At 66.0% G+C, this 27000-nt stretch carries 23 protein-coding genes; 14 read left to right on the forward strand and 9 right to left on the reverse strand.

Going from position 1 to position 27000, the window contains the following annotated elements; genetic code table 11:
* Window positions 1-1197 (reverse strand): HNH endonuclease signature motif containing protein (locus AC3A3W_RS04850; RefSeq protein WP_487440780.1); only part of this gene is annotated, 1197 nt, incomplete at its 3' end.
* 300 nt (window positions 1198-1497) lie between these two features.
* On the opposite strand from AC3A3W_RS04850, the gene AC3A3W_RS04855 reads away from it, so the two are divergent.
* The 5 genes from AC3A3W_RS04855 (at window position 1498) to AC3A3W_RS04875 (ending at window position 7757) form a co-directional block, all read left to right on the forward strand.
* Entirely contained in the window at window positions 1498-2508 is a 1011-nt protein-coding gene (locus tag AC3A3W_RS04855) for a LacI family DNA-binding transcriptional regulator (RefSeq protein ID WP_487440781.1), read from the forward strand.
* Entirely contained in the window at window positions 2505-3482 is a 978-nt protein-coding gene (locus AC3A3W_RS04860; RefSeq protein WP_487440782.1) for an ABC transporter permease, read from the forward strand. Before AC3A3W_RS04855 ends, AC3A3W_RS04860 begins: the two co-directional genes overlap by 4 nt.
* A 7-nt stretch (window positions 3483-3489) precedes the next feature.
* Window positions 3490-4458, forward strand: a complete 969-nt coding sequence (locus tag AC3A3W_RS04865; protein WP_487440783.1) for a carbohydrate ABC transporter permease — start codon at window positions 3490-3492, stop codon at window positions 4456-4458.
* Between the two features lie 76 nt (window positions 4459-4534).
* Entirely contained in the window at window positions 4535-6142 is a 1608-nt protein-coding gene (locus AC3A3W_RS04870) for an ABC transporter substrate-binding protein (RefSeq protein WP_487440784.1), read from the forward strand.
* Window positions 6143-6248: 106 nt separating this feature from the next.
* Entirely contained in the window at window positions 6249-7757 is a 1509-nt protein-coding gene (locus tag AC3A3W_RS04875; protein ID WP_487440785.1) for a glycoside hydrolase family 32 protein, read from the forward strand.
* A 135-nt stretch (window positions 7758-7892) separates the two neighbouring features.
* Here AC3A3W_RS04875 and AC3A3W_RS04880 read toward each other — a convergent pair whose 3' ends face one another.
* Complete coding sequence (locus AC3A3W_RS04880; protein WP_487440786.1) at window positions 7893-8465, reverse strand: hypothetical protein; 573 nt, start codon at window positions 8463-8465, stop codon at window positions 7893-7895.
* A gap of 275 nt (window positions 8466-8740) precedes the next feature.
* On the opposite strand from AC3A3W_RS04880, the gene AC3A3W_RS04885 reads away from it, so the two are divergent.
* The 4 genes from AC3A3W_RS04885 to AC3A3W_RS04900 all read left to right on the forward strand — a co-directional run bounded on the left by AC3A3W_RS04885 (window position 8741) and on the right by AC3A3W_RS04900 (window position 12215).
* The gene (locus AC3A3W_RS04885; protein WP_487440788.1) at window positions 8741-9403 is read left to right on the forward strand and encodes a DUF6766 family protein; all 663 of its coding nucleotides are present in this window, start codon (window positions 8741-8743) and stop codon (window positions 9401-9403) included.
* 198 nt (window positions 9404-9601) lie between these two features.
* Window positions 9602-10246: a hypothetical protein gene (locus AC3A3W_RS04890; RefSeq protein ID WP_487440789.1), complete on the forward strand. Its 645-nt coding sequence runs from the start codon at window positions 9602-9604 to the stop codon at window positions 10244-10246.
* Between the two features lie 119 nt (window positions 10247-10365).
* On the forward strand, window positions 10366-11112 hold the full coding sequence (locus AC3A3W_RS04895; protein ID WP_487440791.1) for a YcnI family copper-binding membrane protein: 747 nt from the start codon (window positions 10366-10368) through the stop codon (window positions 11110-11112).
* Window positions 11113-11249: 137 nt separating this feature from the next.
* On the forward strand, window positions 11250-12215 hold the full coding sequence (locus tag AC3A3W_RS04900) for an SGNH/GDSL hydrolase family protein (protein WP_487440793.1): 966 nt from the start codon (window positions 11250-11252) through the stop codon (window positions 12213-12215).
* Here the strand turns inward: AC3A3W_RS04900 and AC3A3W_RS04905 are convergent.
* Window positions 12212-12364: a hypothetical protein gene (locus AC3A3W_RS04905; RefSeq protein ID WP_487440794.1), complete on the reverse strand. Its 153-nt coding sequence runs from the start codon at window positions 12362-12364 to the stop codon at window positions 12212-12214. The two genes, AC3A3W_RS04900 and AC3A3W_RS04905, sit on opposite strands and share 4 nt — an antisense overlap.
* 124 nt (window positions 12365-12488) lie before the next feature.
* On the opposite strand from AC3A3W_RS04905, the gene AC3A3W_RS04910 reads away from it, so the two are divergent.
* The 4 genes from AC3A3W_RS04910 to AC3A3W_RS04925 all read left to right on the forward strand — a co-directional run bounded on the left by AC3A3W_RS04910 (window position 12489) and on the right by AC3A3W_RS04925 (window position 18238).
* Window positions 12489-13424, forward strand: a complete 936-nt coding sequence (locus AC3A3W_RS04910) for an SGNH/GDSL hydrolase family protein (RefSeq protein ID WP_487440796.1) — start codon at window positions 12489-12491, stop codon at window positions 13422-13424.
* Window positions 13425-13624: 200 nt separating this feature from the next.
* Entirely contained in the window at window positions 13625-15928 is a 2304-nt protein-coding gene (locus tag AC3A3W_RS04915) for a PKD domain-containing protein (RefSeq protein WP_487440798.1), read from the forward strand.
* 101 nt (window positions 15929-16029) lie between these two features.
* Window positions 16030-16935: a hypothetical protein gene (locus tag AC3A3W_RS04920; RefSeq protein WP_487440801.1), complete on the forward strand. Its 906-nt coding sequence runs from the start codon at window positions 16030-16032 to the stop codon at window positions 16933-16935.
* A gap of 226 nt (window positions 16936-17161) precedes the next feature.
* Entirely contained in the window at window positions 17162-18238 is a 1077-nt protein-coding gene (locus AC3A3W_RS04925; RefSeq protein WP_487440803.1) for a hypothetical protein, read from the forward strand.
* A 173-nt stretch (window positions 18239-18411) separates the two neighbouring features.
* On the opposite strand, the gene AC3A3W_RS04930 is transcribed toward AC3A3W_RS04925, so the two are convergent.
* Both AC3A3W_RS04930 and AC3A3W_RS04935 read right to left on the reverse strand, forming a co-directional pair.
* Window positions 18412-19014, reverse strand: a complete 603-nt coding sequence (locus AC3A3W_RS04930) for a hypothetical protein (protein WP_487440805.1) — start codon at window positions 19012-19014, stop codon at window positions 18412-18414.
* Between the two features lie 97 nt (window positions 19015-19111).
* Entirely contained in the window at window positions 19112-19678 is a 567-nt protein-coding gene (locus tag AC3A3W_RS04935) for an iron transporter (RefSeq protein ID WP_487440807.1), read from the reverse strand.
* A 520-nt stretch (window positions 19679-20198) separates the two neighbouring features.
* Here AC3A3W_RS04935 and AC3A3W_RS04940 point away from each other — a divergent pair.
* Window positions 20199-21095, forward strand: a complete 897-nt coding sequence (locus tag AC3A3W_RS04940; RefSeq protein ID WP_487440809.1) for a diacylglycerol/lipid kinase family protein — start codon at window positions 20199-20201, stop codon at window positions 21093-21095.
* Between the two features lie 159 nt (window positions 21096-21254).
* Here the strand turns inward: AC3A3W_RS04940 and AC3A3W_RS04945 are convergent, their stop codons facing one another.
* From AC3A3W_RS04945 to AC3A3W_RS04960, 4 genes are read right to left on the reverse strand one after another with little or no spacing between them, the layout of a single operon-like run.
* The gene (locus AC3A3W_RS04945; protein ID WP_487440811.1) at window positions 21255-22745 is read right to left on the reverse strand and encodes a UDP-glucose dehydrogenase family protein; all 1491 of its coding nucleotides are present in this window, start codon (window positions 22743-22745) and stop codon (window positions 21255-21257) included.
* Window positions 22742-23884 carry a hypothetical protein gene (locus AC3A3W_RS04950; protein WP_487440813.1) on the reverse strand — a complete coding sequence of 381 codons (1143 nt, stop codon included), beginning with the start codon at window positions 23882-23884 and terminating at the stop codon, window positions 22742-22744. The genes AC3A3W_RS04945 and AC3A3W_RS04950 overlap by 4 nt, the downstream gene beginning before the upstream one ends.
* Entirely contained in the window at window positions 23881-25185 is a 1305-nt protein-coding gene (locus tag AC3A3W_RS04955) for an aminoglycoside phosphotransferase family protein (RefSeq protein WP_487440815.1), read from the reverse strand. The genes AC3A3W_RS04950 and AC3A3W_RS04955 overlap by 4 nt, the downstream gene beginning before the upstream one ends.
* Window positions 25182-26969, reverse strand: coding sequence for an ABC transporter ATP-binding protein (locus AC3A3W_RS04960; RefSeq protein WP_487440817.1), 1788 nt, complete (start codon window positions 26967-26969; stop codon window positions 25182-25184). Before AC3A3W_RS04960 ends, AC3A3W_RS04955 begins: the two co-directional genes overlap by 4 nt.
* Between the last annotated feature and the right edge of the window lie 31 nt (window positions 26970-27000).

Genomic DNA, 27000 nt, shown 5'->3' on the forward strand with positions numbered 1-27000 from the left:
GGCCTGTGTTGTGGCGCCGCCGCCGTGCCAGGGAACGATGTGGTCGTGGTGGCGGATGGGGGCGTCGCAGTAGGGGGTGCGGCAGGTGTCGTCGCGGGCCTGGATGAAGCGGCGCAGCGGGGCCGGGAAGAGGCGTGCCCGTGAGTCCATCGCGACGAGTTCGCCGGTTCCGGGGGCGGTGTAGAGCCGGCGGACCCAGACCTTGAGTTCCTCACTGCACGCCGGGTCCGTACCGCCGAGGGTTGTATCGCCACCGGTTGTACCGCTATCGGTTGTATCGCTATCGGTTGTGGCGCAGCCGGTTGTCCTGGCATCATCCTGCCGGCCCTGGCCCTGGCCCTGGGTGAGGGCGTCGCGGGCCCAGCCGGCCGGGACCACGCCGTAGCCGGGGAGACGGGCCGGCTCTGAGTCGCCCTGGAGGAGGGTGCGGTCGGTCATGATCAGCTGGATCTCGATGCCGGTGATCCCGCCGGGGGTGCCGGTGGTCCATTCGACCAGGTCATCGGCCATGATCTGCCCGCGGGCACGTTCATCCCCGCCGGAGCGCAGGGTGTCCGCGTGGCGGGTGAGCGCGGCGTGCACGGCGATACCGGCCGAGACGGGGAGCAGGGCGGTCAGGTAGCACATGGTGTCCGGTGCCGGGCGGAGGCTGACGTGCCGTTCGGTGGCGGCGTGGGCGGCGCGCTGGGTGACCGAGCGCGGGTCCCGGCGGTAGGCGGCGGCCCGGGCGGCGGCCACCACGGCCCGGTCTCCCGCACCGCTTAGCGTTCCGGTATCGGGGGCGAGCTCCTCATCGACGCTGCACCGGTCCGCGGCGGACAGGGACGCCGTTTCGCGCACCAGCAACGTGGCCCGCCACTCGTTCAGCTGCCCCGTCTCCAAGGCAGCGAGCGTGTGCGGCATCTCGGTCACCAGGGCCCTGGCCAGGCCCAACAGCCGGTTTCCCTTGGCCGGAGATTCGCCACGCGCGAGGGCGATCTGCGCCCCGATGCCCGCCCCGAGCTCATCAGCGGGGGTCCCGGCGCCTGACTGCTGCCGGCGCTGCAGCTGATCAAACGCCACGGTCAGGCGCGCCTGGCGGGCAGCCAAGGCAGACTTTTCCTCTTCCAGTGCCCGGATCTCATCAATCAGCCGGGCACCCTCCTGCTCGTCCATCCCTCCGGCCGGAACCGCTTCAGACTCCCCATTACCGTCCATAACTCAAGTGTCGGTGGGGGGTCTGACATTAGAGGCCATCACATTAATGAGTGTGAATCAGTCTCAGAGCCGCTGCATGCCCTGTCAGGATCCCGGGTGAACATTCTGTCCTACGGGCAGAAACAGCATCCAATCAGTTTGCGGGCGGCGGAATCGACAAATGGGCGAATGTCCCGCCTGTTGACGCCCGGTGTGATGCACGATACAGTTCATCAGAAGTTATACGAATAACCAATGAATTATCGGTGGCCCAAGGAGGTGTCCATTATGGCTGGATCACGGCCAAAGTCAGGACCGACAATGCACGACGTCGCTGCTGCTGCCGGTGTTTCACAGGCCACTGTGTCATTGGTCCTGAATTCTGCCTCCGGGTCGCGTTTCTCCGAGGAGACGCGCAAGAAGGTCCGGGACGCCGTGAACCGGCTCGGCTACCGCACCAACGCCCACGCCAAGACACTCCGCGAAGGCGTGGCAGGCATGATCGGGTTCATCGGCGACACCGTTGCTACCACTCCTTTTGCCGGGGCCATCATCGAAGGCGCGCAGCAGCGGGCCTGGGAGGACGGGCTCCTCTTGCTCACTGTCAACACCGGGGGTGACAAGGAGCTTGAAGCCGCATCCCTGGACACCATGCTCTCCTACAAGGTTGCAGGAGTGGTTTACGCCGGCATGTACCACCGCCGGCTGGAAGTTCCGGAGGCCCTGACGGGCGTCAGGTCCGTGGTGCTCAATTCGCAGGACCGGGCAGGCCGGGTCCCGAGCGTCGCCCCGGACGAGGTCAAAGGCGGGTACGCGGCCACCAGCCGACTGCTCGAGGCGGGCCACACCAGAGTGGGGCTGATCAATATCGAAACCCTCGAAAGCGGCCTTCCTGCCGCCGTCGGCCGCTATGACGGCTACTGCGCGGCACTTGAGGAAGCGGGGCTGGACGTTGATCCGTCGCTGATCCGCTTTGGTCAGGGCGGCGAAGAGCATGGCTACAAGTACGCCATGGAGCTGCTGACTTCCAACAACCCGCCCACCGCGATTTTCTGCGCGAATGACCGTGGCGCCTGGGGTGCCTACCAGGCCGTCTCGGACCTGCGCCTCTCCATCCCCGGAGACGTCTCGATCGTGGGGTTCGATAATCAGGCGACTCTGGCGCCGTTTCTTCGCCCGGGACTGACCACTTTTGAATTACCGTTCGTCGCCATGGGCCGGCGCGCGGTTGACCTGATCCTCCAGGACGCGGAACCCGATGGCCGGGTCGAGCTCATGGACTGCCCTCTGATCGAACGGAACTCAGTGACTCACCCTAAGGAGATGCCATGAGCCGCACCATCCCGGCCCGACGCGGGCGTCGTCCCGTTGCGGCGCCGTTGCCGCAACGAAAAAATTCTCTTTCGCTCCGCCTGAAGAGGATTTCCCGTGCCTGGCAGTTATACGTATTACTAGCCCCCGCGATCGTCTACATCCTGGTCTTCAAGTACTGGCCCATGTACGGCGTGCAGATCGCGTTCAAGAACTACAACCCGGTGGACGGATTTACGGACAGCCCCTGGGTGGGCCTGGCCCACTTCATCAGGTTCGTGAACTCCTACCAGTTCGGCCAGGTCGTCGGCAACACCCTGTGGATCGCCGTCCTGGGCCTGCTCATAGCCTTCCCTATCCCGATCATCCTGGCCTTGCTGGTCAACCAGCTCCAGAGCGAGAGATTCAAGAAGTTCACGCAGACCGTGCTGTATTCGCCAGCGTTTATCTCCACCGTCGTGGTGGTGGGCATCATGTTCGTGGTTCTGTCCCCCCGGTCCGGCCTGGTGAACAACGCGATCCAGCTGGGCGGCGGTGAGCCAATCTTCTTCATGGGCTCGGCGGAGTGGTTCCGCCCCATCTACGTCATCTCGGATGTCTGGCAGAACGCCGGCTTCTCCATGATCGTGTACCTCGCGGCCCTGGCGGCCATCGACCCGGCACTGCACGACGCAGCCAAGGTCGACGGCGCCTCCAAGCTGCAGCGCATTCGGCACATTGACCTCCCGGGCATCATGCCCGTGGTGACGATCCTGTTCATCCTGGCCATCGGCAACCTGCTCAACGTCGGCTTCGAGAAGGCACTGCTGATGCAGACGCCCCTGAACCTCTCGACCTCGGAGATCATCCAGACCTACGTCTACCACGCGGGCCTGCAGCAGGCGCAGTTCAGCTACTCGGCCGCCATCGGCCTGTTCAATTCCCTCCTCAACCTGGCGCTGCTGCTCTTCTTCAACACAGTGGCGCGCCGGGCCAACCAAGCGACCCTGTGGTGATGCCGAAATGTCTCTGACAACCAACCCCCGCACTACCGAGAACCCGAACCGGGCGGTCAGCCAGGGCCGCCTCCCCAGCCCCAAGCCGACCCTGCGGGACAGGTACGGTGACCGTGCCTTCAACATCGCCGCCACCACTGTCCTGCTGCTGTCCATCCTGGCCGTGGTGTACCCGCTGTACTTCATCGTGATCGCCTCGATCAGCGACCCCAACGCTGTCTACGAAGGCAAGGTCTGGCTGTTCCCCTCCGGGGTCACTACCGAAGGCTACGAACGGATCTTCGCCGACAGCCGGATCTGGAACGGCCTGGGCAACACCATGGTCTACACCGTGCTCGGCACCGCCGTCAGCGTCAGCACCATCCTGTGCGGCGCCTACGCACTGTCCCGCAAGGACATGCCCGGCCGGAAGATCCTGATGCTCCTGTTCGTGATCACCATGTTCTTCGACGGCGGACTCATCACCAAGTACCTGGTGGTCCGCGACCTGGGCATGCTGGACACAGTCTGGGCTGTGGTCCTGCCCGGGGCCGTGGGTGTATGGAACCTGATCATCGCCAGGTCCTTCTTCGAGCACACCATCCCGAACGAACTGCGCGAAGCCGCCCAGATGGACGGGGCGACTGACTTCAAATTCTTCTTCAAAATGGTGCTCCCACTGTCCAAACCGCTGATCATGCTCATGATCATGGTCCACGTCGTGGCGCACTGGAACTCGTTCTTCGACGCACTGATCTTCCTCAACGACGACTCCAAGTACCCGTTGCAGCTCGTCCTGCGCAACATCCTCATCCAGTCAGATGTCTCATCCACCGGAACCACCGGCGGAGACATCGAATCCTATGCCGCCGCGCAACGGATCGCAGAGCTCACCAAGTACGCCATGATCGTCGTCTCGAGCCTGCCACTCATGATTGCCCTGCCATTCATGCAGAAGCACTTCACCAAGGGCGCCATGATCGGCGCCGTCAAATAGCTCTATTCCCGCAATATCCTCCGCCCCGGCATCCGCCATCGGACGGCAGCACACCCACCTCAGAATAGGAATGACCATGGCATTTAGCCGCAAACTCGCCGCCCTCGGCGCCGTCCTGGCCGGAACATTGATGTTCACCGCCTGCGCCGGCGGCGGCTCAGGCACCACGGAAATCAAAGACGCCTCCGCGGACTTCGGCTTCCAGGAAACAGGCCTACCGATCGTCAGCAAGCAACTCGACCTGACGTTCTCCGGCACCAAGGCAGCACTGGCCCCGGACTACAACACCATGACCGTGGTGAAGGAATGGGAAAAGGCCACCAACGTCCACATCAACTGGGAGAACCTGCCCGAAACGGTCTTCCAGGAAAAAAAGAACCTCATCCTGGCCAGCGGTGACCTCCCCGACGCCTTTTTCAACACCGGGCTGACCGACGCCGAGATCGCCACCTACTCCGCCAGCGGCACACTCATCCCGCTCGAAGGGCTCATCGAGAAGAACGCACCCAACCTCTCCAAGCTGCTCTCTGACCGGCCGGAGATCAAGGCCGCCATCACGTCCTCGGACGGGCACATCTACTCCCTGCCATCGATCGAAGAGCTCGGCCTGGTCCAGTTCCCCAACGAACTGGCCATCAACACCGCCTGGCTGAAAAAGCTCAACATCCCCATGCCGAAAACCGTCGACGAGTTCCACGACGCCCTTCTCGCCTTCAAAACCAGGGACGCCTCCGGCACCGGTAAGACCATACCGCTGAGCTTCATGCCCGGCTCCTGGTGCGGGGACATCGTTGACCTGATCGCGGCCTTGGGCGGAGTGCCGGACAACATGGACCACCGCATCGTCCAGGACGACAAAGTCATCTTCACCCCCACCCAGGACGGCTACAAAAAAGCCATCCAGACCCTGCACGAGTGGTACCAGGAAGGCCTGATCGACCCCGAGTCCTTCTCGCAGGACGACAAGGCCTACCTGGCCAAGGGCAAAGCCGCCACCGAAAACCTCGGCTCCTTCGTCTGGTGGGAAATCCCCGAAATGGTCGGCGCGGACCGCGCCAACAATTACGCCCTGGTCCCGGTCCTGGAAGGCGTGAACGGCAAGCGGATCGCCAGCCAGTCCAACAACCAGGAAATCGCCCGCGGCGCCTTCGCCATCACCCGTAACAACAAATACCCGGCCGCGACAATGCGCTGGGCCGACAACCTCTACGACCCCATCCAGTCTGCCCAGGCCAACTGGGGGCCTATCGGTGAAACACTGCAAAAGGACGCCACCGGCCTCCTGACCCAGATCCCCGCCCCGGCCGGAACCAGCGAAGGCGAACGCCGCCAAAAGGTCGCCCCTGGCGGACCGAAGGCCAACACTGCCGAGAACTTCACCACCGTCGTCGCACCCGAACCACGCGCCGCCGAACGCCAGAAAACCGTCAACGAACTCTACAAGCCCTTCGCCGGCAACGACGGCTACCCCCCGGTCGCCCTCTCCAACGAAGAACTCCAGCAGATCAGCACCATCCAGACCGACACCACCTCATTGGTCAAGCAGAACATGGCCAAGTGGATCGTCTCCGGCGGTATCGAGCAGGAATGGGACGGCTATGTCTCCCAGCTCCAGAACGTCGGCGTCGACAAAATGATCGAGGTCTACCAGCAGGCCTACGACCGCTACAAGAAAAACTCCTAGCGCCACCACCGGGGTGGGCCGGCGTAACCCGGCCCACCCCACCCTCCGGGAACCCTGTGAACAAGGGTTCACCCGCAGACCTGCACAGAAACGAGACCCCACCTTCATGACTGCCGCGACCGCCACCACGGCCGACACCTTCCGGCCGGCCCTGCACTACGCCGCCCGGGACACCTGGCTCAATGACCCCAACGGCCTGATCTTTCACGACGGCGTCTACCACCTCTACTACCAGAACAACCCCCTCGATAACGTCTGGGGAAACATGTCCTGGGGACACGCCACCTCTACCGACCTGATCACGTGGACCGAACACCCCGTCGCCATCTCCTGTGACGAGGAAGAAGACATCTTCTCCGGCAGCATCGTCTTTGACCGGGACAACACCAGCGGATTCGGCACCGACTCGGCTCCGCCCTTGGTCGCCGTCTACACCAGCGCCTTCAAGCCCGGCTCCGCACACCACGGCGTCCAGGCCCAGTCCCTCGCCTACAGTCGCGACGGCGGATACACCTGGACCAAACACAGCGCCAACCCCGTCCTGAACCGCGGGTCCGCGGAGTTCCGCGACCCGAAAGTCATCCGCTACACCGGCAACACCGGCAGCTACTGGGTCATGGTCGCCGTGGAAGCCACAGACTTCCAGGTGGTGCTCTACAAGTCCGAGGACCTGAAGAGCTGGGAGCTGTTGAGCACGTTCGGCCCGGCCAACGCCACCGGCGGCGTCTGGGAATGCCCCGACCTGTTCCTCCTTCCCGTCGACGGTGACCCGGAGAATCTCAGATGGGTCCTCACCGTAAACCTCAACCCGGGCGGACCCAACAACGGCTCCGCCGGGCAGTACTTCGTCGGGGACTTCGACGGGACGACGTTCACCTCGGCCACTACCGTGACCGAAGGGCTCCAGGACCCAGCCCGGCTGGGCGAGTACCAGTGGCTGGACTGGGGCCGGGACTACTATGCCGCCGTTTCCTTCAGCGACGCCCCCAGCAACCGCCGTCTCATGATTGCCTGGATGAACAACTGGGAATACGCCAACCAGATCCCCACCGCGCCCTGGCGGAGCCCCATGTCCCTGGTCCGCGAAATATCGCTGACCACCATAGAAGGAGACCTGCGGCTCGCGCAGCAGGTTGCCGGGGATCTCACCGCTTGGGCTGATCCCGCTGCGACACTGCGCCTCGAAACGGTCGACATTGTCGAGGGCGAGCACGTCCTCGACGGCGCAGCCGGCAGCGTCCAGCGCATCCAGGTCACCATCCTGCAGGGGACAGCCGATGAATTCGGCCTGGTGGTCCGTGGCGGCGAAACGCAAGGTACCCGGATCGGCATCCGCCCCGCGGAAGGACGCATCTTCGTCGACCGCCGGCAATCCGGACAAACAGACTTCCACGAATCCTTCGCCTCCATCGACAGCGCCCCAATCCGGACTCTGGACGGTTCCTACCAGCTCACGATCTATGTGGACCGCTGCTCCGTGGAAGTCTTCGCCCAGGGAGGCCAGGTCACCCTGACCGAATTGATCTTTCCCTCCGCCACGAGCACCGACGTCTCCCTCTACGCCATCGGCGGCGCCGCAACGGCGAACGACCTGCGCGTCACCGGCTACGCCTAGAGGCAGCCCGGAGAACGGTAGACGGACACTTCAGGCCGCTACAGCGTGGCTTGCGGCCGACGGCCCGGCCACATACGACTTCGATATTGCCTGGGAAGGGATCCGGTGGCGCTCCCTGCCAACATCAGGCCCGCGCTATTGGGCGATAGTACTGTCGCCGCCCCGCCGGTGACTGACGATCTGACGACGCGACACTGAGCGCGGGGCAGGATCCAGCGCCTCCAGGGCTGCGCCGGCCGCGATGCCGTAGGCGAGGTGCGGGACGACGTCGCTGAGCCAATACGCCCGGGACCACGTGCGGGGGTCTGTCACACCGAGGGCCGTCATGGGGCCGTTGCCCACTACCAGGGCACCTGCCACAGCGGTAAGTGAGGTAGCCACCAGGCCGGGCCGGTAGCCGGCGCCGCGCAGCAGGCCGAGGGCGGCACCCACGCTGACGCCCGCGAGGATGCCCAGCAAAGGACCGACGCCGGCTACCCGGTTCGTGCGTTCCTCCTCGGTGCCCGGAATCGAATAGCCTGTCAGGTCGGCCAGCTTCCGGACGGTGGCTTCCGGTGTGCTGCTGGCAGGCCGGCCCCGCCAGACCATGTCCAGGTACGTGACGGCGTTCAGCGCGGTGGTGCCCGCGGCACCGGCCACCGCCCCGGCGGCCAAAGCCCCGATGGTGTTCATGCCGGCCGCTCCTGGGCCCTGGGATTCCCTGGCCATGGCCCCTCCTGGCCCGTCCGTGACTGCTGAGCACGCTGACCATGCTGAAGCGGGCGCAAGTCCTGGCGCCTCCTGCCATCGTGCCCCGCGGGCTCCCGTGAGTAAACCCCGCAGTAAACCCGCGTGGAGGCGGCCTTGACGCGCCTTCCCGGTGGCGAAGACCCCGGCCTGATTAGATGGAACCGGAGGATGGACAAAGCACGCGCCTGTGCGCCGCTGCACCTGAACGAGCCGCTGCACCTGAACGAGCCGCTGCACCTGAACGAGGAGGACACATGCGGGAATGGGCCAGGGACCACGGACTGCTGCTGGCGAACATTGCGCTGTTCCTGGTGTTTTTCGGGGCCATGATCTTCACCGGGGCCGCTGCCTACAGCGAAGATCAGGTAGCCCACGGCCAGGCAGCAGTCAGCGTGGGGGAGTATCTGGGAACAGGTACCTTCCTCGAGGCCACCTTCGAGAACTGGGAATCGGAGTTCCTGCAGATGGGAATGTACGTGGTCCTCACGGCCTATCTGTTCCAGAAGGGATCGTCGGAGTCCAAGCCGGTCGGGAAGGCGGCGCCCCAGGACGAGGACCCCAGGACAGCGAAGAAGGGTCCGGACACTCCTTGGCCGGTCCGCCGGGGCGGCTGGGTCCTGAAGGTGTACGAACACTCGCTGTCGGGCCTGTTCCTGCTCCTTTTCCTGGGATCGATAGCCCTGCACGCTGTGGGCGGTGCGGAGGCCTACAGCGAAGAGCAGCTGTCCCACGGCCAGCCGGCCGTGACCGTCCTCGAGTACCTCGGGACGTCGCAGTTCTGGTTTGAGTCGTTCCAGAACTGGCAGAGCGAGTTCCTGGCCGTGGCGGTCATCGTCGGGGCGTCGGTCTATCTGCGGGAGATCCGTTCCGCCGAGTCAAAACCCGTCGCCGAGCCCCACTACGAGACGGGCAGCTGAGGCGGCCGCGACGGCGGGAATCTGCCACACCCGGTATGCTGGACGCGCGTCTGAAGCAGCCGTTCAGCGGCGACGTTCCGGCGCGCCCCAAGGTCTGGGCCCCGATTTGGGGGCGTCACCGCGCAGGGTTTTTCCATCCTCCGGTTCCTAGCTTTGGGCCTAGCTGGAACGCCACGTAGCCGGAGACTGGAGGAGCAGATGCAACCGCATGCGCCCCTGCGCCTGTTGCGCTCCCTGATCGTCACCGGCGTGATCGTGGGCTTGGCTGCCGGCGGCCACCTCTTCGGCGGCGGCAATCTGCCCGCGCCGATGATCACCGTGGCCCTGGCCACGCTGGTTCTGGTCCCCGTGACCTGGCTGACGCGGCGCGAACTGTCCTTCACTACCCTGCTCGGCCTGCTTGGCGCCGGCCAGCTGGTCCTGCATGAGGCGTTCAGCACGCTGTCCGTCAGCGCCGTCTGCCAAGCGCCGGTGACCGCTGGAAGCCACCTTCATGCGGGCACGTCGAGCCTTCACTGCCTCCCGTCCGCTTCGGCAGCCGCTTCGGCAGGGATGGACGCCCACGTGGCGTCCGGCGTCGATCCAGTGGCCATGCTGGCCGGCCACGTGCTGGCGGTGCTTGCCACGGCCTGGTTCCTGCGCCGCGGCGAGGCCTCGCTGTGGCAGCTCCTGGCCTGGCTCCGTCCCCTGGTCCACGTCCTGCGCCCGGTCGCCATCCCCGTTGCTGGCCCCACGACCTTTGCCCGCAACCCCGACTTCATCCCTGCGCCGTGGCGCAACCTTCGCCTGCACAGCCTCCGGGGACCGCCTGCCGCGGCCCTCCTGCGTGCCTTGCCCTGCTGACTCCTCCGGAGGTCACTGACCCCTAAGGAGGTCGCAGGTGGGTGCGCGGGAAGCAGCTTTCCCCACACCCATGCGCCGTCCCCGCAGATCGGCCGGCGCCAGCGAAAGGCAATACCACCATGAACACCCCAGCCCTCCACGCCCTCAAGACAGGCGCGGTTCTCGCCGCTGCAGCAGGCCTGGCCATCCTCGGTGCCGGAGCCGCGTCCGCCCACGTGAACGTTGATCCCGCTTCAACCTCCGAGGGCGGCTACTCCCAGCTGACCTTCCGGGTTCCCAACGAGTCCGAGACGGCCAAGACGTCCAAGCTCACCGTGACGCTGCCGAAGGACACACCCTTTACGTCCGTTTCGGTCAAGCCCATGGATGGCTGGAAAGCCGAGATCAAGGAAGCGGCTCTTCCCAAGCCCGTTACCGCCAACGGCGCCACCATCACCAAGGCAGCCGCCACCGTGACCTGGACGGCCGACGCCGCCCACCAGATCTCGCAGCACGAGTACCAGACATTCTCCATTTCGGTGGGCCGGCTTCCCAAGGCAGGGACCACGGTGGTGCTGCCCGCCGCCCAGGCCTACACGGACGGCACCGTGGTGAACTGGAACCAGACCGAAGTCGCCGGGCAGGCAGAGCCCGATCACCCGGCGCCGTCGTTCGTCACCACGGCCCCGGCCGGCGAGCACGGCGCCGGTGCGCACACCGCAGCCGAGGCAACGCCCGCCGCAGACACCACTCCGGCGTCCGCCACCTCGCCTGCCGGCGACTCCGCGCCCGCCGCTCTGGGATGGGCCGGGCTTGGTGCCGGGCTCCTGGGGCTGGCCACCGGCGTGACCGCCCTGATGCGGACCCGACGGGTCGAAACGAGCTAGCACCCACCAAGGTGGGGGATCGTTGCTGGGGGTGGCTGCAAGGTTATCCCAAGGTTTTCCTGACCGGCCGGGTCCATCATGGGGCAATCGCTCTTTTGAAACACGGGACGCCCACCAGGCAGAAACCTGACAGTCCAATGCATCGTCCATTCAAGAAGTACGACGCCGGTCCGGTCACCTCCCAAGGTGACCGGGCCGGCGTCGTGCGTCTTCCGTTGACAGACGCCGACGGCGGGAGCGGCGCCTCCGCTGCCGGCGTGGCCGCCAGCCGTTCCGTCGAGCGGGCGGCTGCCCCGCACCCGTGGAGTAGGTACGTGGCTCTGGGGGACTCGTTCACCGAAGGCGTCGGGGATCCCGAGTCACGGAGCCCGGGCGGCCTGCGGGGCTGGGCGGACCGTGTGGCCGAAGAGCTGAGTGTGGGGCATGAGGATTTTGCCTACGCGAACCTCGCGGTGCGGGGCCTGTTGCTGGAGCAGATCCTGGATCAGCAGGCTGGCCCGGCGCTTGCCCTGAAACCGGACCTGATCACACTCTCAGGAGGCGGGAACGATCTTGTCTTCCGGGGCACCGATCCGGACAAACTTGCTGCCAAGCTGGACGCCGGCGTGGAGCTGCTGAGTTCCACGGGAGCGACGATCGTGCTGTTCGCCGGGCCGGACTGGGGAGGCACGCCGGTGATTGGGCACAACCGGGCGAAGATCGCCATCTTCAACGAGAACATCCGCACAGTTGCCCACCGGCACGACGCCGTGATCGCAGACCTGTGGGCGTTGCAGGAGCTCGCGGACCCGCGCATGTGGGATCCGGACCGGCTGCATTTTTCGCCGCTGGGCTACCACACCATCGCCAAGATGGTGCTGGACACCCTCAACGTCCCGCACACACTCCAGCCCAACCTGCCCAAAGACCTGCCGGACAGCAGCTGGCGCCATGCCCGCGCCGAGGACCTGGTCTGGGCGCGCAACTACCTGGTGCCCTGGGTGCTGAAGCGGATCCGGCACCAGACCGAGGAGGAGCTCAGGGCCAAGAGGCCAGTGGCGGGGCCGGTCTTCGGATCGGAACTGCCGGGTTCGGAAGTGCCGTCTTCGGAACTGCCGGGTTAGAGTCCCAGGCCTCCGAGCTTGTCCCCGAGCCCGCCGGGGAGTTTGCCCAGTAGGTCCGCGGGGTTGATGCCGAGGTTGGACAGCAGTCCTGCGTGCTGGCCGGTGTCGACCTGGTCGGGCAGTTCCGCCAGCGCAGGGGAGCGGGCCAACGCAGCGAGTCTACTTCTGTGAATTTTCGCCAAAATGCGGAATTCTTGACCAAACGAAAGCGTTACCTCAGTAACGCCCCAAGCTGCTGGGGAGCCTGCGGGCGGCGAGGGAGAGGAAGAAGCGATGAACGCCGTCGGCCGCTTTACCCCCAGCGGTTCCGGCACGCGTCAGGCTCCGCACCCCTGGAGCCGGTACGTGGCCATGGGAGATTCGTTTACCGAAGGTGTGGGTGATCCCGAGGAGCGCAGCCCTAACGGTTTGCGCGGCTGGGCAGACCGCGTGGCCGAGGAACTGAGCGCGGGCCACGAGGATTTTTCCTACGCCAACCTGGCCGTGCGCGGCCTGCTGCTCCAGGAGATCCTGGACCGGCAGACGGAGCCGACGCTGGCGCTGAAGCCTGACCTCATCACCCTGTCCGCCGGCGGAAACGACATGGTGTTCCACAACAGCAACCCGGACAGGCTCGCCGCACGGCTGGACGCCGGCGTGGAGCGGCTGAGCACCACCGGGGCCACCATCGTGCTCTTCACCGGTCCTGACTGGTGGCACACTCCCGTGCTGGGCCGGAACCGGGCGAGAATCGCGATTTACAACGAGAACGTGCGTGCCATCGCGTACCGGCACCACTGCATCGTTGGCGACCTGTGGTCCCTGCGTGAACTGCGGGATCCGCAGATGTGGGACCCGGACCGGCTGCATTTCTCGCCGCTGGGCCACCACACCATCGCCATGATGGTGCTGGACACCCTGAATGTGCCCCACACTCTCCAGCCCCTGGAACCACGGGAACTGCCGGAGCGGAGCTGGCGGCAGGCCGGAGCCGGCGACCTCGTTTGGGCGAGGACCTACTTCCTGCCGTGGATGCTGCGGTGGCTGCAGCAACAGCCGCCCATTATTCGGCGGAAATACGGGCGGCGGCCCGAGATGCTGCGGCCGAAGCGGCCTGCGGCGGCGCCGGTATTGCCTGCCGCGATGCGGTCGCAGCTGCGGCGGACGTTGCCGGAAGCCGGGGCCGTGGGCCCGGAGGCGGAATACAAGGACGGGCTCAAACAGGCCTAGGCGCTGATCGCCAGGCACACCACCCCCAGACATCGGGGTACCCTCCAAGGTTTTCTAAAGCTCGCCGACGCACGATGAATTGCTATTGCAGTTCCCGTGGGCCCGGTCATGAGTTGGATGCGGCTTTCACTGACTCCGGAACCCGGCGCTGCCCGATCCGGAGGAAGAGACGTTCACTCCCCGACTGAACGGCGACAAAGATGCAAAAGACTCTCCGCTGGCTGAGCCAACTGGTCGTTTTATCCGTCGCCGCCGCGGGAGTGTTGCTCGGCGCCGGCCCGGCCCACGCGGCCACCGTCGGCACTCCGAGCATCACCTACTCCGGGGTGAGCAACCCGCCGACGGCGGACAAACCGCAGAGCAAGCTGTGGTGGAACGACGGGTCCTGGTGGGCGAACATGTGGACCACCGGCAGCGGGTGGAGCATCTACCGGCTGGACAGGAACACCGCCACGTGGGTGGACACCGGAGTGCGCAGCGACGGCAGGGGCACCACATCCTCGGACACCCTGTGGGACGGCACCCACCTGTACATTGCCTCTAACGTGGTGACCCTTGGCAATTCCGCGGCCGGGCAGCCGGCCCGCCTGTATCGGTACAGCTATTCGGACGGCACCTACACGCTGGACAGCGGGTTCCCCGAGACCATCTCGAACAACAGCAGTGAGTCGCTGACCATTGCCCAGGATTCCACCGGCGCGCTCTGGGCCACCTGGACCCAGGTGGCCGGCGCCGGCAGCACCGTCTTCGTCAACAGCTCCCTCCCGGGCGGCAGGGACTGGGGGGCTCCGTTCGTGGTGCCGGGCGCCGCGGACCCGAACCCGACACCGGATGACCTCTCTGCCATCGTTGCCTTCAAAGGCGATGAAATCGGGATCATGTGGACCGACCAGGCCACGGGGACGGCGTACTGGGCGACCCACGAAGACGGTGAAAGTCCGCAAAGCGCCTCCTCCTGGCAGATCAAGGAAGCCATCAAGGGCAACAAGCTGGTTGATGACCACTTGAACATCAAGACGCTGCAGGCAGACCCCACCGGCCGGGTCTACGCGGCCGTGAAGACCAGCTTCAATGACGGCTCGTCGGATCCGAACCTGGCCCAGCTGGTGCTGGTGGTGTTCAAGCCCGCCACCGGCTCCTTTGAGCAGACCACGATTGCCCGGACCGGTGACTGTGTCTCCCGCCCGCAGATCATGCTCGACACCCAGAACAACCTGGTCCGTGCGTTCCACACCGCACCCTCCACTTCGGTCAGCGGCTGCGCCTTCACCGGAGTCGCCGGAAGCATCTACGAAAAAACCGCTTCGATGGACAACCCCGTCTTCGAGAACGGCCGCGGCACGCCGGTCATCGAAGACGCCAACTCGACCAACATGAACGACGTGACCAGCACCAAGCAGAACGTCAACGCCGCGACCGGGCTGGTGGTCATGGCCAGCGACCACGTCGCCAAGCGCTACTGGTTCTCGGACCGCAGCCTCGGCACGGTGCCGCCAGACGGCACTGCGCCGGTCGCGTCATTCAGCGCCAACCCGACATCGGGCACAGCACCGCTGACGGTGGCCTTCACGGATGCCTCCACCGACGATACGACGTCGTGGGCCTGGGATTTCGGTGACGGTGAAACAGCCACCGCGCAGAACCCGTCCCACACTTACACAGCGGCCGGGACCTACACGGCAACGTTGACCGCGGCCAACGAAGCAGGCTCGTCAACGGCCACCAAGACGATTACCGTCAGCCCGGCCGATCCTCCGGATCCGCCGCCCACACCCTCTATCAATGGACCGGCCGATACCGTCGCCGCAGGGCCGGACGGGGTGCTCTGGAACTACCCGGCCAACGGGGAGGGCGGGTTGCAGCCGCGCGTTAAAATCGGCGCCGGTTGGAACGGCCTGAAAGACGGATTCGTCACCGACTGGAACCAGGACGGCGTGTTTGACCTGATCGCCCAATGGAAAGACGGCCGAATGAGCTATTACCAGGGAAAAGCCACAGGAGGGTTCGTCCCGGCACAGACAATCGGCGGCGGCTGGGGCAGCTACCAAGTGACCGTGGGCCGCTGGCGCAAGGCTGACATATACCCCAGCGTGGTGGCTTATGACTCTGCGGGTGCTCTCTGGCACTACCCCAACAACACTGGAAAGACCTTTGGAAGCCGCATAAGAATCGGCGGCGGCTGGAACGGGCTTTACATCACCATGGCCGACTACGACCGGGACAGCGCTCAGGACATCCTGGCCAAGCGCAGCGACGGCAGCTTGGTGCTGTACCGCTCAACCGGCTTCGGAACGTTCCAGTCCGGCCCGCGTCCCGTTGTCGGTGGCGGCTGGAACAGCATCAACAGCATCACAACGCTCGAAGGCTACCAGGGCGCCGGCACCTACGGGCTCATGGCCCGGATCACCGACGGCAGGCTGGCCTACTACCCCATCCGAAATGGAACCTGGGGAACCCGCACTATGGCGGGCGGCGGGTGGGGGCCCTATAAGATCTTCCGGTAGGCCGTTCCACGCAGTTTTTCCATCGAAATGACTGGACCGGGTTAGACTGCGGGATGACAAATTTGGGGGCCGTAGGGGTCAGTTTACTCTTGGCGCTATCCATGGCGGGATGCAGCGCCGGAGCCACTGCCTCCGGGGATGCATCCCAGCCGCCGGCAGCTTCCGCGACTTCCGCACCTGGGCAAACGACGACGGCGGCAGCGTCGCCGTCGTCCGTCCCCACGGCGACGCCCACGCCGGCCCTGGCAACCTTCACCACGCCGGACGGTTCCCTGAGTTTCACCTACCCGCCGGCGTGGAAGGTCGCGGCGGTAGCGGGGCAAAGCGGTTCCTACGCCGTCACGGATGCGGCAGGCGCCACGCGTGCCACACTGCGGGACAAGCTGAAGAGCCTTCCGAACGTCAGCGTGCCCACCGGGCTGGACAGTGGCTTCCGGGCCCGTGTTCCCGGCGTCACGGGGCCGGACGGCAGGGACGTTGAACTTGTGGTGCACGGGGTCTTCGGCCAAGCCCCGGGGGGCCAGGGTGCCATGTACGCGGTCAGCAGCATCAACGACCCCGAACCGATCGGGCGTTCCGCCGTGGAAGTGACGCAGGGCGGGTACTACGTCAGTTTCAGCGGCTTCTTGCCGCTGCGGCGCGACGTGCAGACGCTGAGCAAGGAGGAACTGTTCAGCGCCGCTGCAGAGTATGCGGGATCCGCCGCGTTCGGGGAAACCGCCAAGGTGCTCACGTCCCTGCGCCTCAACACGGACAGGGTGGTCAAGACAGGATGCCTCGGTGAGCGCTACCGGTACGAGAAGATCGCCGGGCTCAGCTGTGAGGAGGCGATTGCCGTCCTGGCGCGCGTAGAAAAGACCGGCACCGTCCAGGGCGCCCGGAACGTGAAAACCAGCGACTATGTCTGCTTCTACCCCAGCATCGTGGAGAGCCAGAACGGGCAGGCCGACGTTATTTGCCGCAGCAAGGCGTCTGAGGCTGTCTCGTTTGAGGCCTGGAAGAAGTAGGGGAGGTCAGGCCTCCGGCATAGATTTGACTCCCATTTTCCGCTGTGCGCGCATCGTGCTGCGCATGCAGGATATGTATTTACAGGTGTTGTCATGATGTGCCTGCCGGCGTAGGATCCGAAACGTTATCGGTTTCCGGCGTCGCGGCCGCCGTTGACCTGTTTTCAGCGCAGGTGCTGGCCGGACGGTTTGTTGCTTGCGCGTTTTCAGGAACGGAGCAAGCGAGATGACTTTCAACGATCGATTCACACAGCACACCACACCCCGGCACACCATGCCCCGGGGGCGGGCTGGCCGATTACCAAAGCCGGCGGCCCGGGTTGCTGCCGCGGCCGTCGCCGCGGCGGGCCTGGCCGCGGGTTTCTTGACGGTCACCACCCCCGCCCAGGCGGCGTCGTCGAAAGGCTGTGTGGGCGGCGGATTCCAGGTTTTGGGGCAGGCCGGCGAGTTCGATGGCACTGTTGCTGCGCCGGGCAGCCGGTTCCTGGTCCAGGGCAAGTACGTCAGGTTCGAGGTTAACCCGGCGAACTTCGCGATTTACAACTACGCCTTCACCGGTGCCGCCAACGAACTGGACATCACCGGAGGCCGGGCTACGCCGGTCTATGCCAGCAAGATCCCGGACCATCGCGGACTTGCGCTGACCAGCAGCATCACGCTGGAGGTCAAGGACGAGGAAGTGACGCTGTTCCGGACGGGCACCGGCGGGCTGGCCATGAAGATCCAGGCCAAGGACTGCGCCCAGGGCGGGCTGTTCCAGATGGAACCCGAACGCGGCGACGAAACCCGGACCCGGATCGTGCACCGGCTCGCCGCGGAAGCCTTCTACTTCGACAACCGCAACTTCCGGGCCCGGCTGGGTGACTTTGTCGGCTCCGCGTGTACCAGCGAGCAGACCGGGCCGCCGAGCCAGTTCTGCGTGCAGGTGAGGCCGCGGGTGAACATCGGCAACAGCGTCTCGGCCGAGTTTGCCGTCCGCGACAGCGCCCAGGTGGCCGAACGCGTCCCGCAGCCTGCCTGCGGCCCGGACTTCGCCAATAGCCTGGGCCTCCCGGAGACCCGCGACCACTGCGGCGGCATGTCCACCTGGGATGTGGCCAGCGGAGGCCGGATGGGCATGGTCACCGGCGAGGATGCCGTGGAAGTCGCCAACTCCCCGACCGACTGCGTGCAGGACTGCCAGGCCGAGAACCAGGTCCGCGGCCGGCTCGAGGTGCTCGGCTTCCCCTTCCCCGTAGCCGACGGCAGCCGCCTGGCACCGCGGACCTCGACGGACGGACTCACCGCCCCGCTGACCCCGTAACCGGCACCAGATCGACCTTCATAGGGTTTGTCGGGTTTTCGCAGGGTGATTGAGTCAGGCTGTGGGTGTCTGGTCGGGGAAGTTACACCCGAAACTGTTTCGGCCAGTACGCCGGGTGTGGCGGCGCTCCCCCCATCAATGCCACACCCGGCGGCCTTCCCATCCCGCGCCGCTCAAGCGCCCGTCCAGCGACGCAGCGTGCTGTTGATGAGGCCGATAAGCACGGCGGTCCACCAGCAGGCCTGCGAGACAGTGAGCGCAATCATCAGCCGAAGGCGCAGTCTGCGGGTTAGCTCGGTGAAGCGTGTGCTGGGCGGAAGCGCCAGCAGCAGGTGCATGGCCGGTGCGATGCTGAGGCCGTTCAGCATCAGTACCAGGACACAAGCAAGTTTGACCACTGTGACCAGGCTGGTCAGATCGGGATCGATGAGGGCACCGGAGATCAGCAGCAGGGCCAGGCCGCCCCAGATCAGCGGCTTCGCAGCGGCTTCAAGCTTCCCGGACGCGTGCATCTCCACCTTGCCAAACAGCCACAGCAATCCCAGCCAGTCGACCACGAGGATGGTGCCAAAGGACAGCACCAGAGCAAGGATGTGAACGGCAAGCCCGATCCGGTGGAGTTCAGGTCCGCAATCCACATAATGCCCGACGAGCACCGAAGCCAGCCATCCAGCCGTGCACAGCATTCCAAGCACAACCAGCCGTTGCTTTTGGCGCCGCGTCAGTGATGCAGGCGGGCTTGCCGGCTGGGTCTGGGGCGTCCGGACCGGTGCCATGCCCATCATTGCGGGGGCCCGTCAGCGCGCTGAACCCTGAAAAGCGGCGGTGGCGTGGAAGAAGTCATCATGATCCTCCTCGAAGGACGTTAGGCCTTCACTCCTTGGTCAGCTCGACGTCTTTGAACTCGACGGTCGTGCCCTTAGCCAGGGCGGGTGTGTCGGACTCCTCGCCGTGGCGGTTGAATGCCGGGACGCCGAGGGTGGCGCGCAGGGTGTAGGTCCCGGCCTCGGGAACGGTGAAGTTGTTGGCGTAGTGGTAGAAGGTCGAGTAGTAGAAGTTCAGGTCCAGCTTCTGTACTACTTTGTCCTTCGCGTCGATCACTTCCAGTGTGATCGGCACGTTGGGGACGATCCGGCCGGTCGAGGTCTCGGTCGGAATGATCTCGATGTGATGGGTCTCGCCCGCCTTCGGCGCACGGAAATGCGCACCGTGCTTGTCGAACCATGGCTCGGCAGCCTCGGTGATCAGGTTGACGGTCCATTCTCCGGACTCGACTGTTTTGCCCTTTTCGGCGATCTCATTGGCGAGCACCTGGTACTGCTCCTGAACGCCGGCGGGGACGGCGAAACCATCGTCCTTTGTGGCGGCCTGGGCGCCACATCCAGTGAGTGCAGCGAGGACAAGCGGGACGGACAGGACGGTCAGGGTGGCACGAAGCATCGTAAATCCTTACTAACTGTTGGGGAGAGGAGGTGCGGTGTTGCGGGGGCCCAGGAGATGGCGGCGACTGCGCTGGCGCGCACCTTGGGTACCGCCGCCCCGGTACGAACTGTGGCTGGGGTGGGCCACGTTGGAGGGGGCGGTTCCTGGGGGTGTTCCTTACACGGGCTTCTCAGAGGCCGTTCAAGAAGATCGCGGTCGTGCCGCAGTCCACTTGGGCTCGTGGGAGTCAGGTAAGGCTCACCTAAACGAAGAGATTACCCAGCGCCCCGAATTATGCAAAGCTTCTGTGCGCTAATTGCCTGTACATTACGCCGCGATGAACCTGTATTCCTCCAGCGGGGCGACGAATGGCACCACGCCTTAGTCCTTGAAGCTCTGGGCTGCGCGGAGGACGCGAAACGGCGGCCCCTGCGGCGGCCTCCGGCAGCCTTTTGGAGCGCTGCCCCCGGAATCTAAGCTGGAGACAACCACGGGGAGCGGAGAGCGGTGCCCGCAACAGGACTTGGAAGGACGCGACATGGCCGGAGTCGGCGCACATGCCGCCCTCTTTGATCGGGTGGCACTGATCTTCAATCCGACCAGGGCCGGTATGGCCGCCAGGATCGGTGCACTGCAGCGGGAGCTTGCCGCCGAACTGCCGGATCTGCATGTTGATTTGCTGCCGACGGAGTATGCGGGGCATGCCCGCGATCTTGCACGGTCCGTGGCCGCGAGGGGCGCACCGCTCATTGTTTCGGTCAGCGGCGACGGCGGGTATAACGAGGTGGTGAACGGCGTGATGGACGTTCCCGGCAGCAGGGCGGTGTGCACTGTGCTCCCCGCAGGCAACGCCAATGATCATCACAGGAGCATGCCGTCAAGGCCGTTGCCGGACGCTATCCGCGAAGGTCGGGTCCGTCGGATCGACCTGTTGCGCATCACGTTCGGCGGGGCGCATCGGGGGCAAGTCCAATACGCCCACTCCTATGTAGGGTTCGGGCTCACCCCGCTGATGGCGATAGGAATCGAAAAGGGCGGAAAAGGGAAAATCCTCGAACTCCTCTCCGTCGCCCGGACGCTCTCTCATTTGAAGCCGTTTGAGCTCGTCAGGGCCGACGGAGCCACCGCCCGGTTCGACAGCCTGATCCTGGCCAACATTTCGCGGATGGCCAAGTATGGAACGGTCAGCGAGTCGAACCACCCCGACGACGGTCAGTTCGAGGTAGTGACCCTGCCCCACTCCGGGCACTGGAAGATGGCCCTGATGACACTTCGGGCCGTGACGCTGGGGCTAGGGCATCAACCCAGCGTCAGCAGTTATGCCTTCACGACGCGGGACGCTGTTCCTTGCCAGATTGACGGCGAAGTCGTACACGTTCCCGCAGGCACCCATGTTCTGGTGGAAAGCGCCAAGGGCGCCCTTGGCGTTATCTGACGAGGGGCGCCGCTGCCCGTTGGCCGCGCTTCCTCCGCTCCCGGCCGAAGCCGGAGGCCATCCGCGACGCCGTGCAAAAAGTCCTCAGCCACGGCCGCTACCGGGCCGCGAGCCAGCACATCGGGGCGGCGATTGCCGCTTCCCCTGGTGTGGACGGGCTCATCGATGAGCTGGAAGCGATTCTGCGCTAGGCGCGTCTGTACCGCCACGGATACTCCACGCTGGCCCTCGCTGTGTGGAGACCTGTGCTGGTACCGGCGCGGGGAGCTGGTTGGGGGTGCCGAGGGCGCGGTAGTCCCAGCCGGCGGCGCGGTAGGCGTCGGCGTCGAGTGCGTGCCGGCCGTCCACGATGTTGCGCAGCCGCACCAGGGCCCCGAGTGCGGCGGGGTCGGCGCGGCGGAAGAGGTCCCATTCGGTGAGGAGGGCGACGATTTCGGCTCCGGATACGGCGGCTTCGAGGGTTCCGGCGTAGGTGAGGTCCGGATAGCTGCGGCGGGCGTTGTCCATGGCTTTGGGGTCGTACACGGTGACTTTGGCTCCAGCCTGGTGGAGCATGCGGGCGACGTCGAGGGCGGGAGCGTCGCGGATGTCGTCGGAGTCGGGTTTGAACGCGGCCCCGAGGACGGCGACGTGGACGCCGGTGAGGTCGCCGCAGGCCATTTCGGTGATGAGGTCCACCGTGCGCTGGCGGCGGCGCTGGTTGATGGCGTCGACTTCCTGGAGGAAGCCGACGGCCTGCCCGACGCCCAGTTCCTTGGCACGGTGCGTGAAGGCGCGGATGTCCTTGGGCAGGCAGCCGCCGCCGAAGCCGAGGCCGGGTTTGAGGAAGCGGCCGCCGATGCGGTTGTCATAGGAGAGGGCTGCGGCGAGTTGGTTGACGTCGGCGCCGGTGGCTTCGCAGATCTCGGCCATGGCGTTGATGTAGGAAATCTTGGTGGCGAGGTACGAGTTAGCGGCGGCCTTAACGAGTTCGGAGGTCGCGAGGTCGGTCACCACCACCGGCACGCCGTCCGCGATGATCGGCGCATAGCAGGCGGCGAGGAGCGTCCGGGCGCGTTCGGTGGCGGCGCCGAAGACCAGCCGGTCCGGGTGCAGGGTGTCCTCGACGGCGTGGCCTTCCCGCAGGAATTCGGGGTTCCACGCGAGTTCGGCGTGGGTGCCGGCCGGGGCATTGCGGTGCAGGTATGCGGTGAGGCCTTGGGCGGTGCCGACCGGAACCGTGGACTTTCCAACGACGAGGCAGTCACTGTGAAGGTGCGGGGCCAGCAGGGCCAGGGCGGCATTGAGATAGCGCAGGTCCGCGGCCGGTGAGTCGGGTTCCTGCGGGGTGCCGACACAGAGGAAGTGGATGTCGGCGCCGCTGGCGGCCGAGTAGTCGGTGGTAAAGCTCAGCCGGCCGGTGTCGAGCATCCGGCGAAGCAGTTTGTTCAGTCCTGGTTCATAGAACGGCAGCTGCCCGGTGGCGAGGGAGCGGATCTTCTCGCCGTCGACGTCGATGCCCACCACTCGGTGGCCCAGCATCGCCATGCAGACCGCGTGCGTGGCCCCGAGGTAACCGGTCCCGATCACCGACAGGGAAAGGCTTTCGGCGGCTCCTGATCCTGCCGGGGCTGATGGTGCGGCCATGGCCGCGGTTGACGGGATGTTCATGTCAGGCTCCTATCGGGTTGGGCTGGGCACGGCAGGACAGGGCCGGCCAGGGAAGTGAGGTAGCTGGCGGCGTGCGGCCCCCATGGCGGGCGGAAGGAGTAGAGGCACGCGAGGCGGAGGCGGGTGGAGGCGGCGTAGGCGGCGAAACGGTGAGGGCTTACATGCAGGTTTTCGGCCGCGGACATGACTGCCGCGTGGGCGAGGGCGTATCTGCGGGCCGTGAGCAGATGTTGGCGCCACCTCAGTTCCAGGTGCACGTCGAGGTTGGCCAGGTCCAGGGCGGCCTCGGCCCTGCAGGACTCGTCGAAATCCAGCAGGCCCGGGCTTCCACGGCTACCGGATGCAGCGGAGGACTCCTGTCCCCCGAGCAGCTGCTTGTCGTGCAGATCACCGTGGGCCCAGCCCAAGGGATCCGGGGGAGAGCTGAGCAGGGAGTCCGTGACCGCCCGGGCTTGGGCGAGGAGCGCGGCGCGGGCAGGAGCGGCTTCCGGAACGCCTTCGCTGTGCCGGAGCCAGTGATCGACCCAGCGCCGCAGGCTCGATGCCTCTCTTCCGGCATCCCGGAGCGGTAGCTGCCCCAGGCTGTTGTCCAGCTGTGGGCGGCGGGCGGCGGCAAGGGTTTTGATCCAGGATCGTGACCATCCCGCCCACATGGAGGCAAACGCGGCGTCCGAGATTCCGGTCTGGTCCTGGCCGAGCTCGTAGAAAGACCGGCCTGCCAAACGGCTGAAGGCCAGGACATCGGGAGCGGCGCTGATCACGTGCGGCGTGTCGAAGCCGCCTTCGGTCAGGGCGGCCGCGGTGGTCCTGTGACTGGCGGCAGCGGCGGATGCCCGGCCGGACCGGAACACTTTGATGTAGGCGTCGGGCGTGCGCAGGACGGCCCGTTTATGGGCGCGGTGGACCACAAGCTCGCCCTTGGCTGACTCTGCGGCGAGTGCGGGAAGCCGGCGGTCATTCACGGTAACGGCTTCGAACCTGCCCTTGCTAAAGAACCCCGCCTGCACGCCCGGCTGGTGTGGTGAACGGACTTCCAGGGTGTACGTGCCCGCTGAAGCGTCGGGCCAGGCACGCTGCACCGACCACACCGTTCCGGCCGTGTCGGTCACCTTGTGGGGGACGGGCGGATGCCAGGTCATGCGATCAGCTCCTCAGCCCGGTTCAAGTGCCAGGACATGTCGGCGGCCCATTCCGGTGCCCGATCGCGGAAGGGGTCAACACTGCTGTTGAAGAGCCGGAATGCTGCCCACACGTCCACTTCGGACTGGATAGGCCTCCCGCCGGCGTCGAGGTAGCCATCGGCGAGGAGGGCCGTCTTGGGCCCCCCAGCGGGTGCTCCGCGGGCCCGAGAACCGGAGTGTGAGGACAGCCCGGCCTCTTCCGCAGCGGCGAACGATCCGAGGTCGGCCTCAGCCATTCCAGTTCGCGCCCGATCGAAGTCGATGAGGCGCACTTCCGAATCCCCCACAAGTACCTGGTCCGGGGAGAAGTCACCGTGCACCAGGACCGGAGCTGTCCGGGGACGTTCAACCAGCAGGCTGGCGAGCCTGCTTTCGAGCTGCCAGGCGAGAGGTTCCAGTTCCGGGAGCAGCGCGGAAACCATGGTGCGGGTGGCCTTCAGTTGCGCGGTGTGGTCTTGGAGCCAGTTGCCGGCAGCTTCAGGGAAACCGGTAGGGGCAGTGCCGGCTGCGGGTAAGCAGTGCAGTGCGGCGAGGGCGTGGCCGGCTTTATAGGCGTGCGCGTCGGTGTGGCTGTTGGAGGCCGCCAGGTCGCCGGTGCCCCAGGCGATGCTGACACTGAGGCCGTGGGCGAGGCATTCGGGATCGGCGAGTTGGGGAAGGACGGGGACGCCGTGGTGGCGGAGCCGGTTCAGGAACGAGACTTGCTGCCCAGCAGTGGCGCGCTCGGCCGCGGTCTTGATTACGACGTCGGCACTGGCGTTGCGGGCGAGAAGGACCAGGCGCCGTTCCGGCTTGTAGCGCAGCACGACGCTGCCGCCGGGCAGGGCCATACCCGCCCCGGCGTGCAGCCCCAGCCGTTCGGCGCCGTTCTGGCGAAGCCACTTGAGGTTCCTGCGGAGGGCCCAGTCGTCCTCTATGCCGCCTAGCGCCACCAGCACGTCGTCCCGGCTGTGTTGGATCCGGAGGATGCGCATGTTGCCGCCGCGGGACCGCGAGCTGCTTTCGCGTCGGAGCAGTTTCTCCGCCGGGGAGGTCATGGTGTACGCCCAACCGTGGTCGAAAGTGCCGCTGCGCAGGCGGCGGAAGGCCACGAGCAGGGAGTGCCCGGGCTTGTAGCGGACGCGGGTGACGCGGACGGTTTCGCCGAGGAGTTCGGACAGCCGGGTATTGTCCAGGAGCCAGGGAAGGCCCGGCAGCGCGGCGTCGCGGTGGGCGAGAGACCGGTCAGCGTGGGTCGCTGCGGGCGACAGGACACTCATGGCACATTCACCGTGACGTCATCTGTCTTTTCGCCTCCGTACTGGGCGGGGTCTTGGTCCTCAATCCAGCGGGCGAACCTGGACTCGGGGTCCCTGAGCAGTTCCTCCGGGCGCCCTGCTTCCAAGATGCGTCCGTGTTCCAGCCAGATGATCCGGTCGCAGGAGCGGGCGGAGTGGGCGTCGTGGGTGATGGTGATGGAGGTCCGGCCCCGGGTCAGGGCGGCGAGGGCCTGCAGGACGGAGTTCCGTGAAACGGGGTCCAGCCCGGCAGTGGCCTCGTCGAGGATGATGATCGGCGCCCGCCGGAGAATGGCTCGGGCTATCGCGATGCGTTGACGCTGGCCACCGGAGAGGTCCTTGGCAGCTTCGCCCAGGACGGTGTCGTATCCGTCCGGCAGGGCACGGATGAACCCGTCGGCCTGCGCCAGAGTGGCGGCCTCCTCGATGTCGTGATCAGTGGCATCCAGCCGGCCAAAGCGGATGTTGTCCCGGACTGACGTGCCGAAGAGTACGGAGTCCTGGAGCAGGATGGACACGTGGGAACGGACGGAGGCGATAGTGAGGTCGCGGAGGTCGTCCCCGCCTATCCGGACGGACCCGCTGCTCGGATCGATCATGCGCAGGATCAGGCTGGCGAGGGTGGATTTTCCCGCGCCGGAGGGACCTAGGATGGCCAGATGCTCTCCGGCGGGGATGGTGAGGTCGATGCCGTGCAGCACGGTCCCTTCGCCGTGGCCGGCAGAGACGTTGTCCAGGACGATGTCCGGGCGGCTGGTGTTCAGGTGCCGCGCGTGGGCGGCCTCGGGCAGGTCGGTCTGGGCTTCGAGCAGGTCGGCTACCCGTTCGCCGGAGGCAGTGGCTCGGGCGATCCGGCCGGTCTGCTTGGCGAGGTCTTTGAGCGGTTTCATGCCGGTCTTGAGGTACATCAGGAACACCACGAGGTCGCCGGGGGTAATGGCGTGCTCCAGTACGCGCCAGCCGCCGCCGGCCAGGACAACCGCGGTGGCAACGCCGATCAGCACATCGGTGCGCCGTTCGAGTCCGGCCGCCAGCCGCAGCGCAGCGACGCCGGTGCCAAGTGCGGCCTGGTTGCTCTTGCGGAAGCCGGAACTGATGGTGTCCTCGAGGCCGTACGCCTGGACTTCGCGGATGGCGCCGAGTGTTTGGGCGGCGGTGGTGGCGAGTTGTCCTTCGCCTTTGCGGGAGTTGCCTGCGGCGGCGGTGATCTGGCCGGAGCTGGCGCGGGAAAGCAGCACGAACACTCCTCCGGCGAGGAACACGACCAGGGCGAGCAACGGGTCGAGCCAAAGCAGGATGCCGGTCATCAGGACCAGGGTGACCATGTTGCCCAGCAGCGGCAGCCCAGCGGTGACTGCGACTTCCTGCAGGCGGGAGACATCGCCCACCAAGCGTTGGACGGTGTCGCCGGTGGAGGCACGGGTGTGGTGGCGCATGGACAGGCTCTGGACGTGGCGGAAGGTGCGGGCCCGCAGGTCCGCGGCCATCCGGGACCCGACGAGGGCGAAGCAGACCGCGGACCAGTAATTGGCCACCGCCCGGCCCAACGCGATGGCCACCACGGCTGCGCCGCACAGCACGAGTGCCTGCAGGCTGGCCTCCATGGCGGGACCGGGCTTGTGCAGGGTCGCGCCCAGGGCACGGGAGACGGCGTCGATCACCAGCTTCACCGGCCACGGCTCCACCAAGCGGAAGACCACATCGAATGCCAGCGCGGAGAAGCCGCCCGACATCAACAGCCGGTGGCCCCGAAGGTGCGGACGCACACACCGCAGTGTGCGGCGCAGGCCCGATTCT

The organism is Arthrobacter sp. Soil_N43, assembly GCF_057655195.1.

Bases quoted from the DNA above. Each gene is read 5' to 3' on its own strand.
- AC3A3W_RS04855 (WP_487440781.1), top strand. From the start codon at position 1,498: ATGCACGACGTCGCTGCTGCTGCCGGTGTTTCACAGGCCACTGTGTCA.
- AC3A3W_RS04860 (WP_487440782.1), top strand. From the start codon at position 2,505: ATGAGCCGCACCATCCCGGCCCGACGCGGGCGTCGTCCCGTTGCGGCG.
- AC3A3W_RS04865 (WP_487440783.1), top strand. From the start codon at position 3,490: ATGTCTCTGACAACCAACCCCCGCACTACCGAGAACCCGAACCGGGCG.
- AC3A3W_RS04870 (WP_487440784.1), top strand. From the start codon at position 4,535: ATGGCATTTAGCCGCAAACTCGCCGCCCTCGGCGCCGTCCTGGCCGGA.
- AC3A3W_RS04875 (WP_487440785.1), top strand. From the start codon at position 6,249: ATGACTGCCGCGACCGCCACCACGGCCGACACCTTCCGGCCGGCCCTG.
- AC3A3W_RS04880 (WP_487440786.1), bottom strand. From the start codon at position 8,465: ATGGCCAGGGAATCCCAGGGCCCAGGAGCGGCCGGCATGAACACCATC.
- AC3A3W_RS04885 (WP_487440788.1), top strand. From the start codon at position 8,741: ATGCGGGAATGGGCCAGGGACCACGGACTGCTGCTGGCGAACATTGCG.
- AC3A3W_RS04890 (WP_487440789.1), top strand. From the start codon at position 9,602: ATGCAACCGCATGCGCCCCTGCGCCTGTTGCGCTCCCTGATCGTCACC.
- AC3A3W_RS04895 (WP_487440791.1), top strand. From the start codon at position 10,366: ATGAACACCCCAGCCCTCCACGCCCTCAAGACAGGCGCGGTTCTCGCC.
- AC3A3W_RS04900 (WP_487440793.1), top strand. From the start codon at position 11,250: ATGCATCGTCCATTCAAGAAGTACGACGCCGGTCCGGTCACCTCCCAA.
- AC3A3W_RS04910 (WP_487440796.1), top strand. From the start codon at position 12,489: ATGAACGCCGTCGGCCGCTTTACCCCCAGCGGTTCCGGCACGCGTCAG.
- AC3A3W_RS04915 (WP_487440798.1), top strand. From the start codon at position 13,625: ATGCAAAAGACTCTCCGCTGGCTGAGCCAACTGGTCGTTTTATCCGTC.
- AC3A3W_RS04920 (WP_487440801.1), top strand. From the start codon at position 16,030: ATGGCGGGATGCAGCGCCGGAGCCACTGCCTCCGGGGATGCATCCCAG.
- AC3A3W_RS04925 (WP_487440803.1), top strand. From the start codon at position 17,162: ATGACTTTCAACGATCGATTCACACAGCACACCACACCCCGGCACACC.
- AC3A3W_RS04930 (WP_487440805.1), bottom strand. From the start codon at position 19,014: ATGGCACCGGTCCGGACGCCCCAGACCCAGCCGGCAAGCCCGCCTGCA.
- AC3A3W_RS04935 (WP_487440807.1), bottom strand. From the start codon at position 19,678: ATGCTTCGTGCCACCCTGACCGTCCTGTCCGTCCCGCTTGTCCTCGCT.
- AC3A3W_RS04940 (WP_487440809.1), top strand. From the start codon at position 20,199: ATGGCCGGAGTCGGCGCACATGCCGCCCTCTTTGATCGGGTGGCACTG.
- AC3A3W_RS04945 (WP_487440811.1), bottom strand. From the start codon at position 22,745: ATGAACATCCCGTCAACCGCGGCCATGGCCGCACCATCAGCCCCGGCA.
- AC3A3W_RS04950 (WP_487440813.1), bottom strand. From the start codon at position 23,884: ATGACCTGGCATCCGCCCGTCCCCCACAAGGTGACCGACACGGCCGGA.
- AC3A3W_RS04955 (WP_487440815.1), bottom strand. From the start codon at position 25,185: ATGAGTGTCCTGTCGCCCGCAGCGACCCACGCTGACCGGTCTCTCGCC.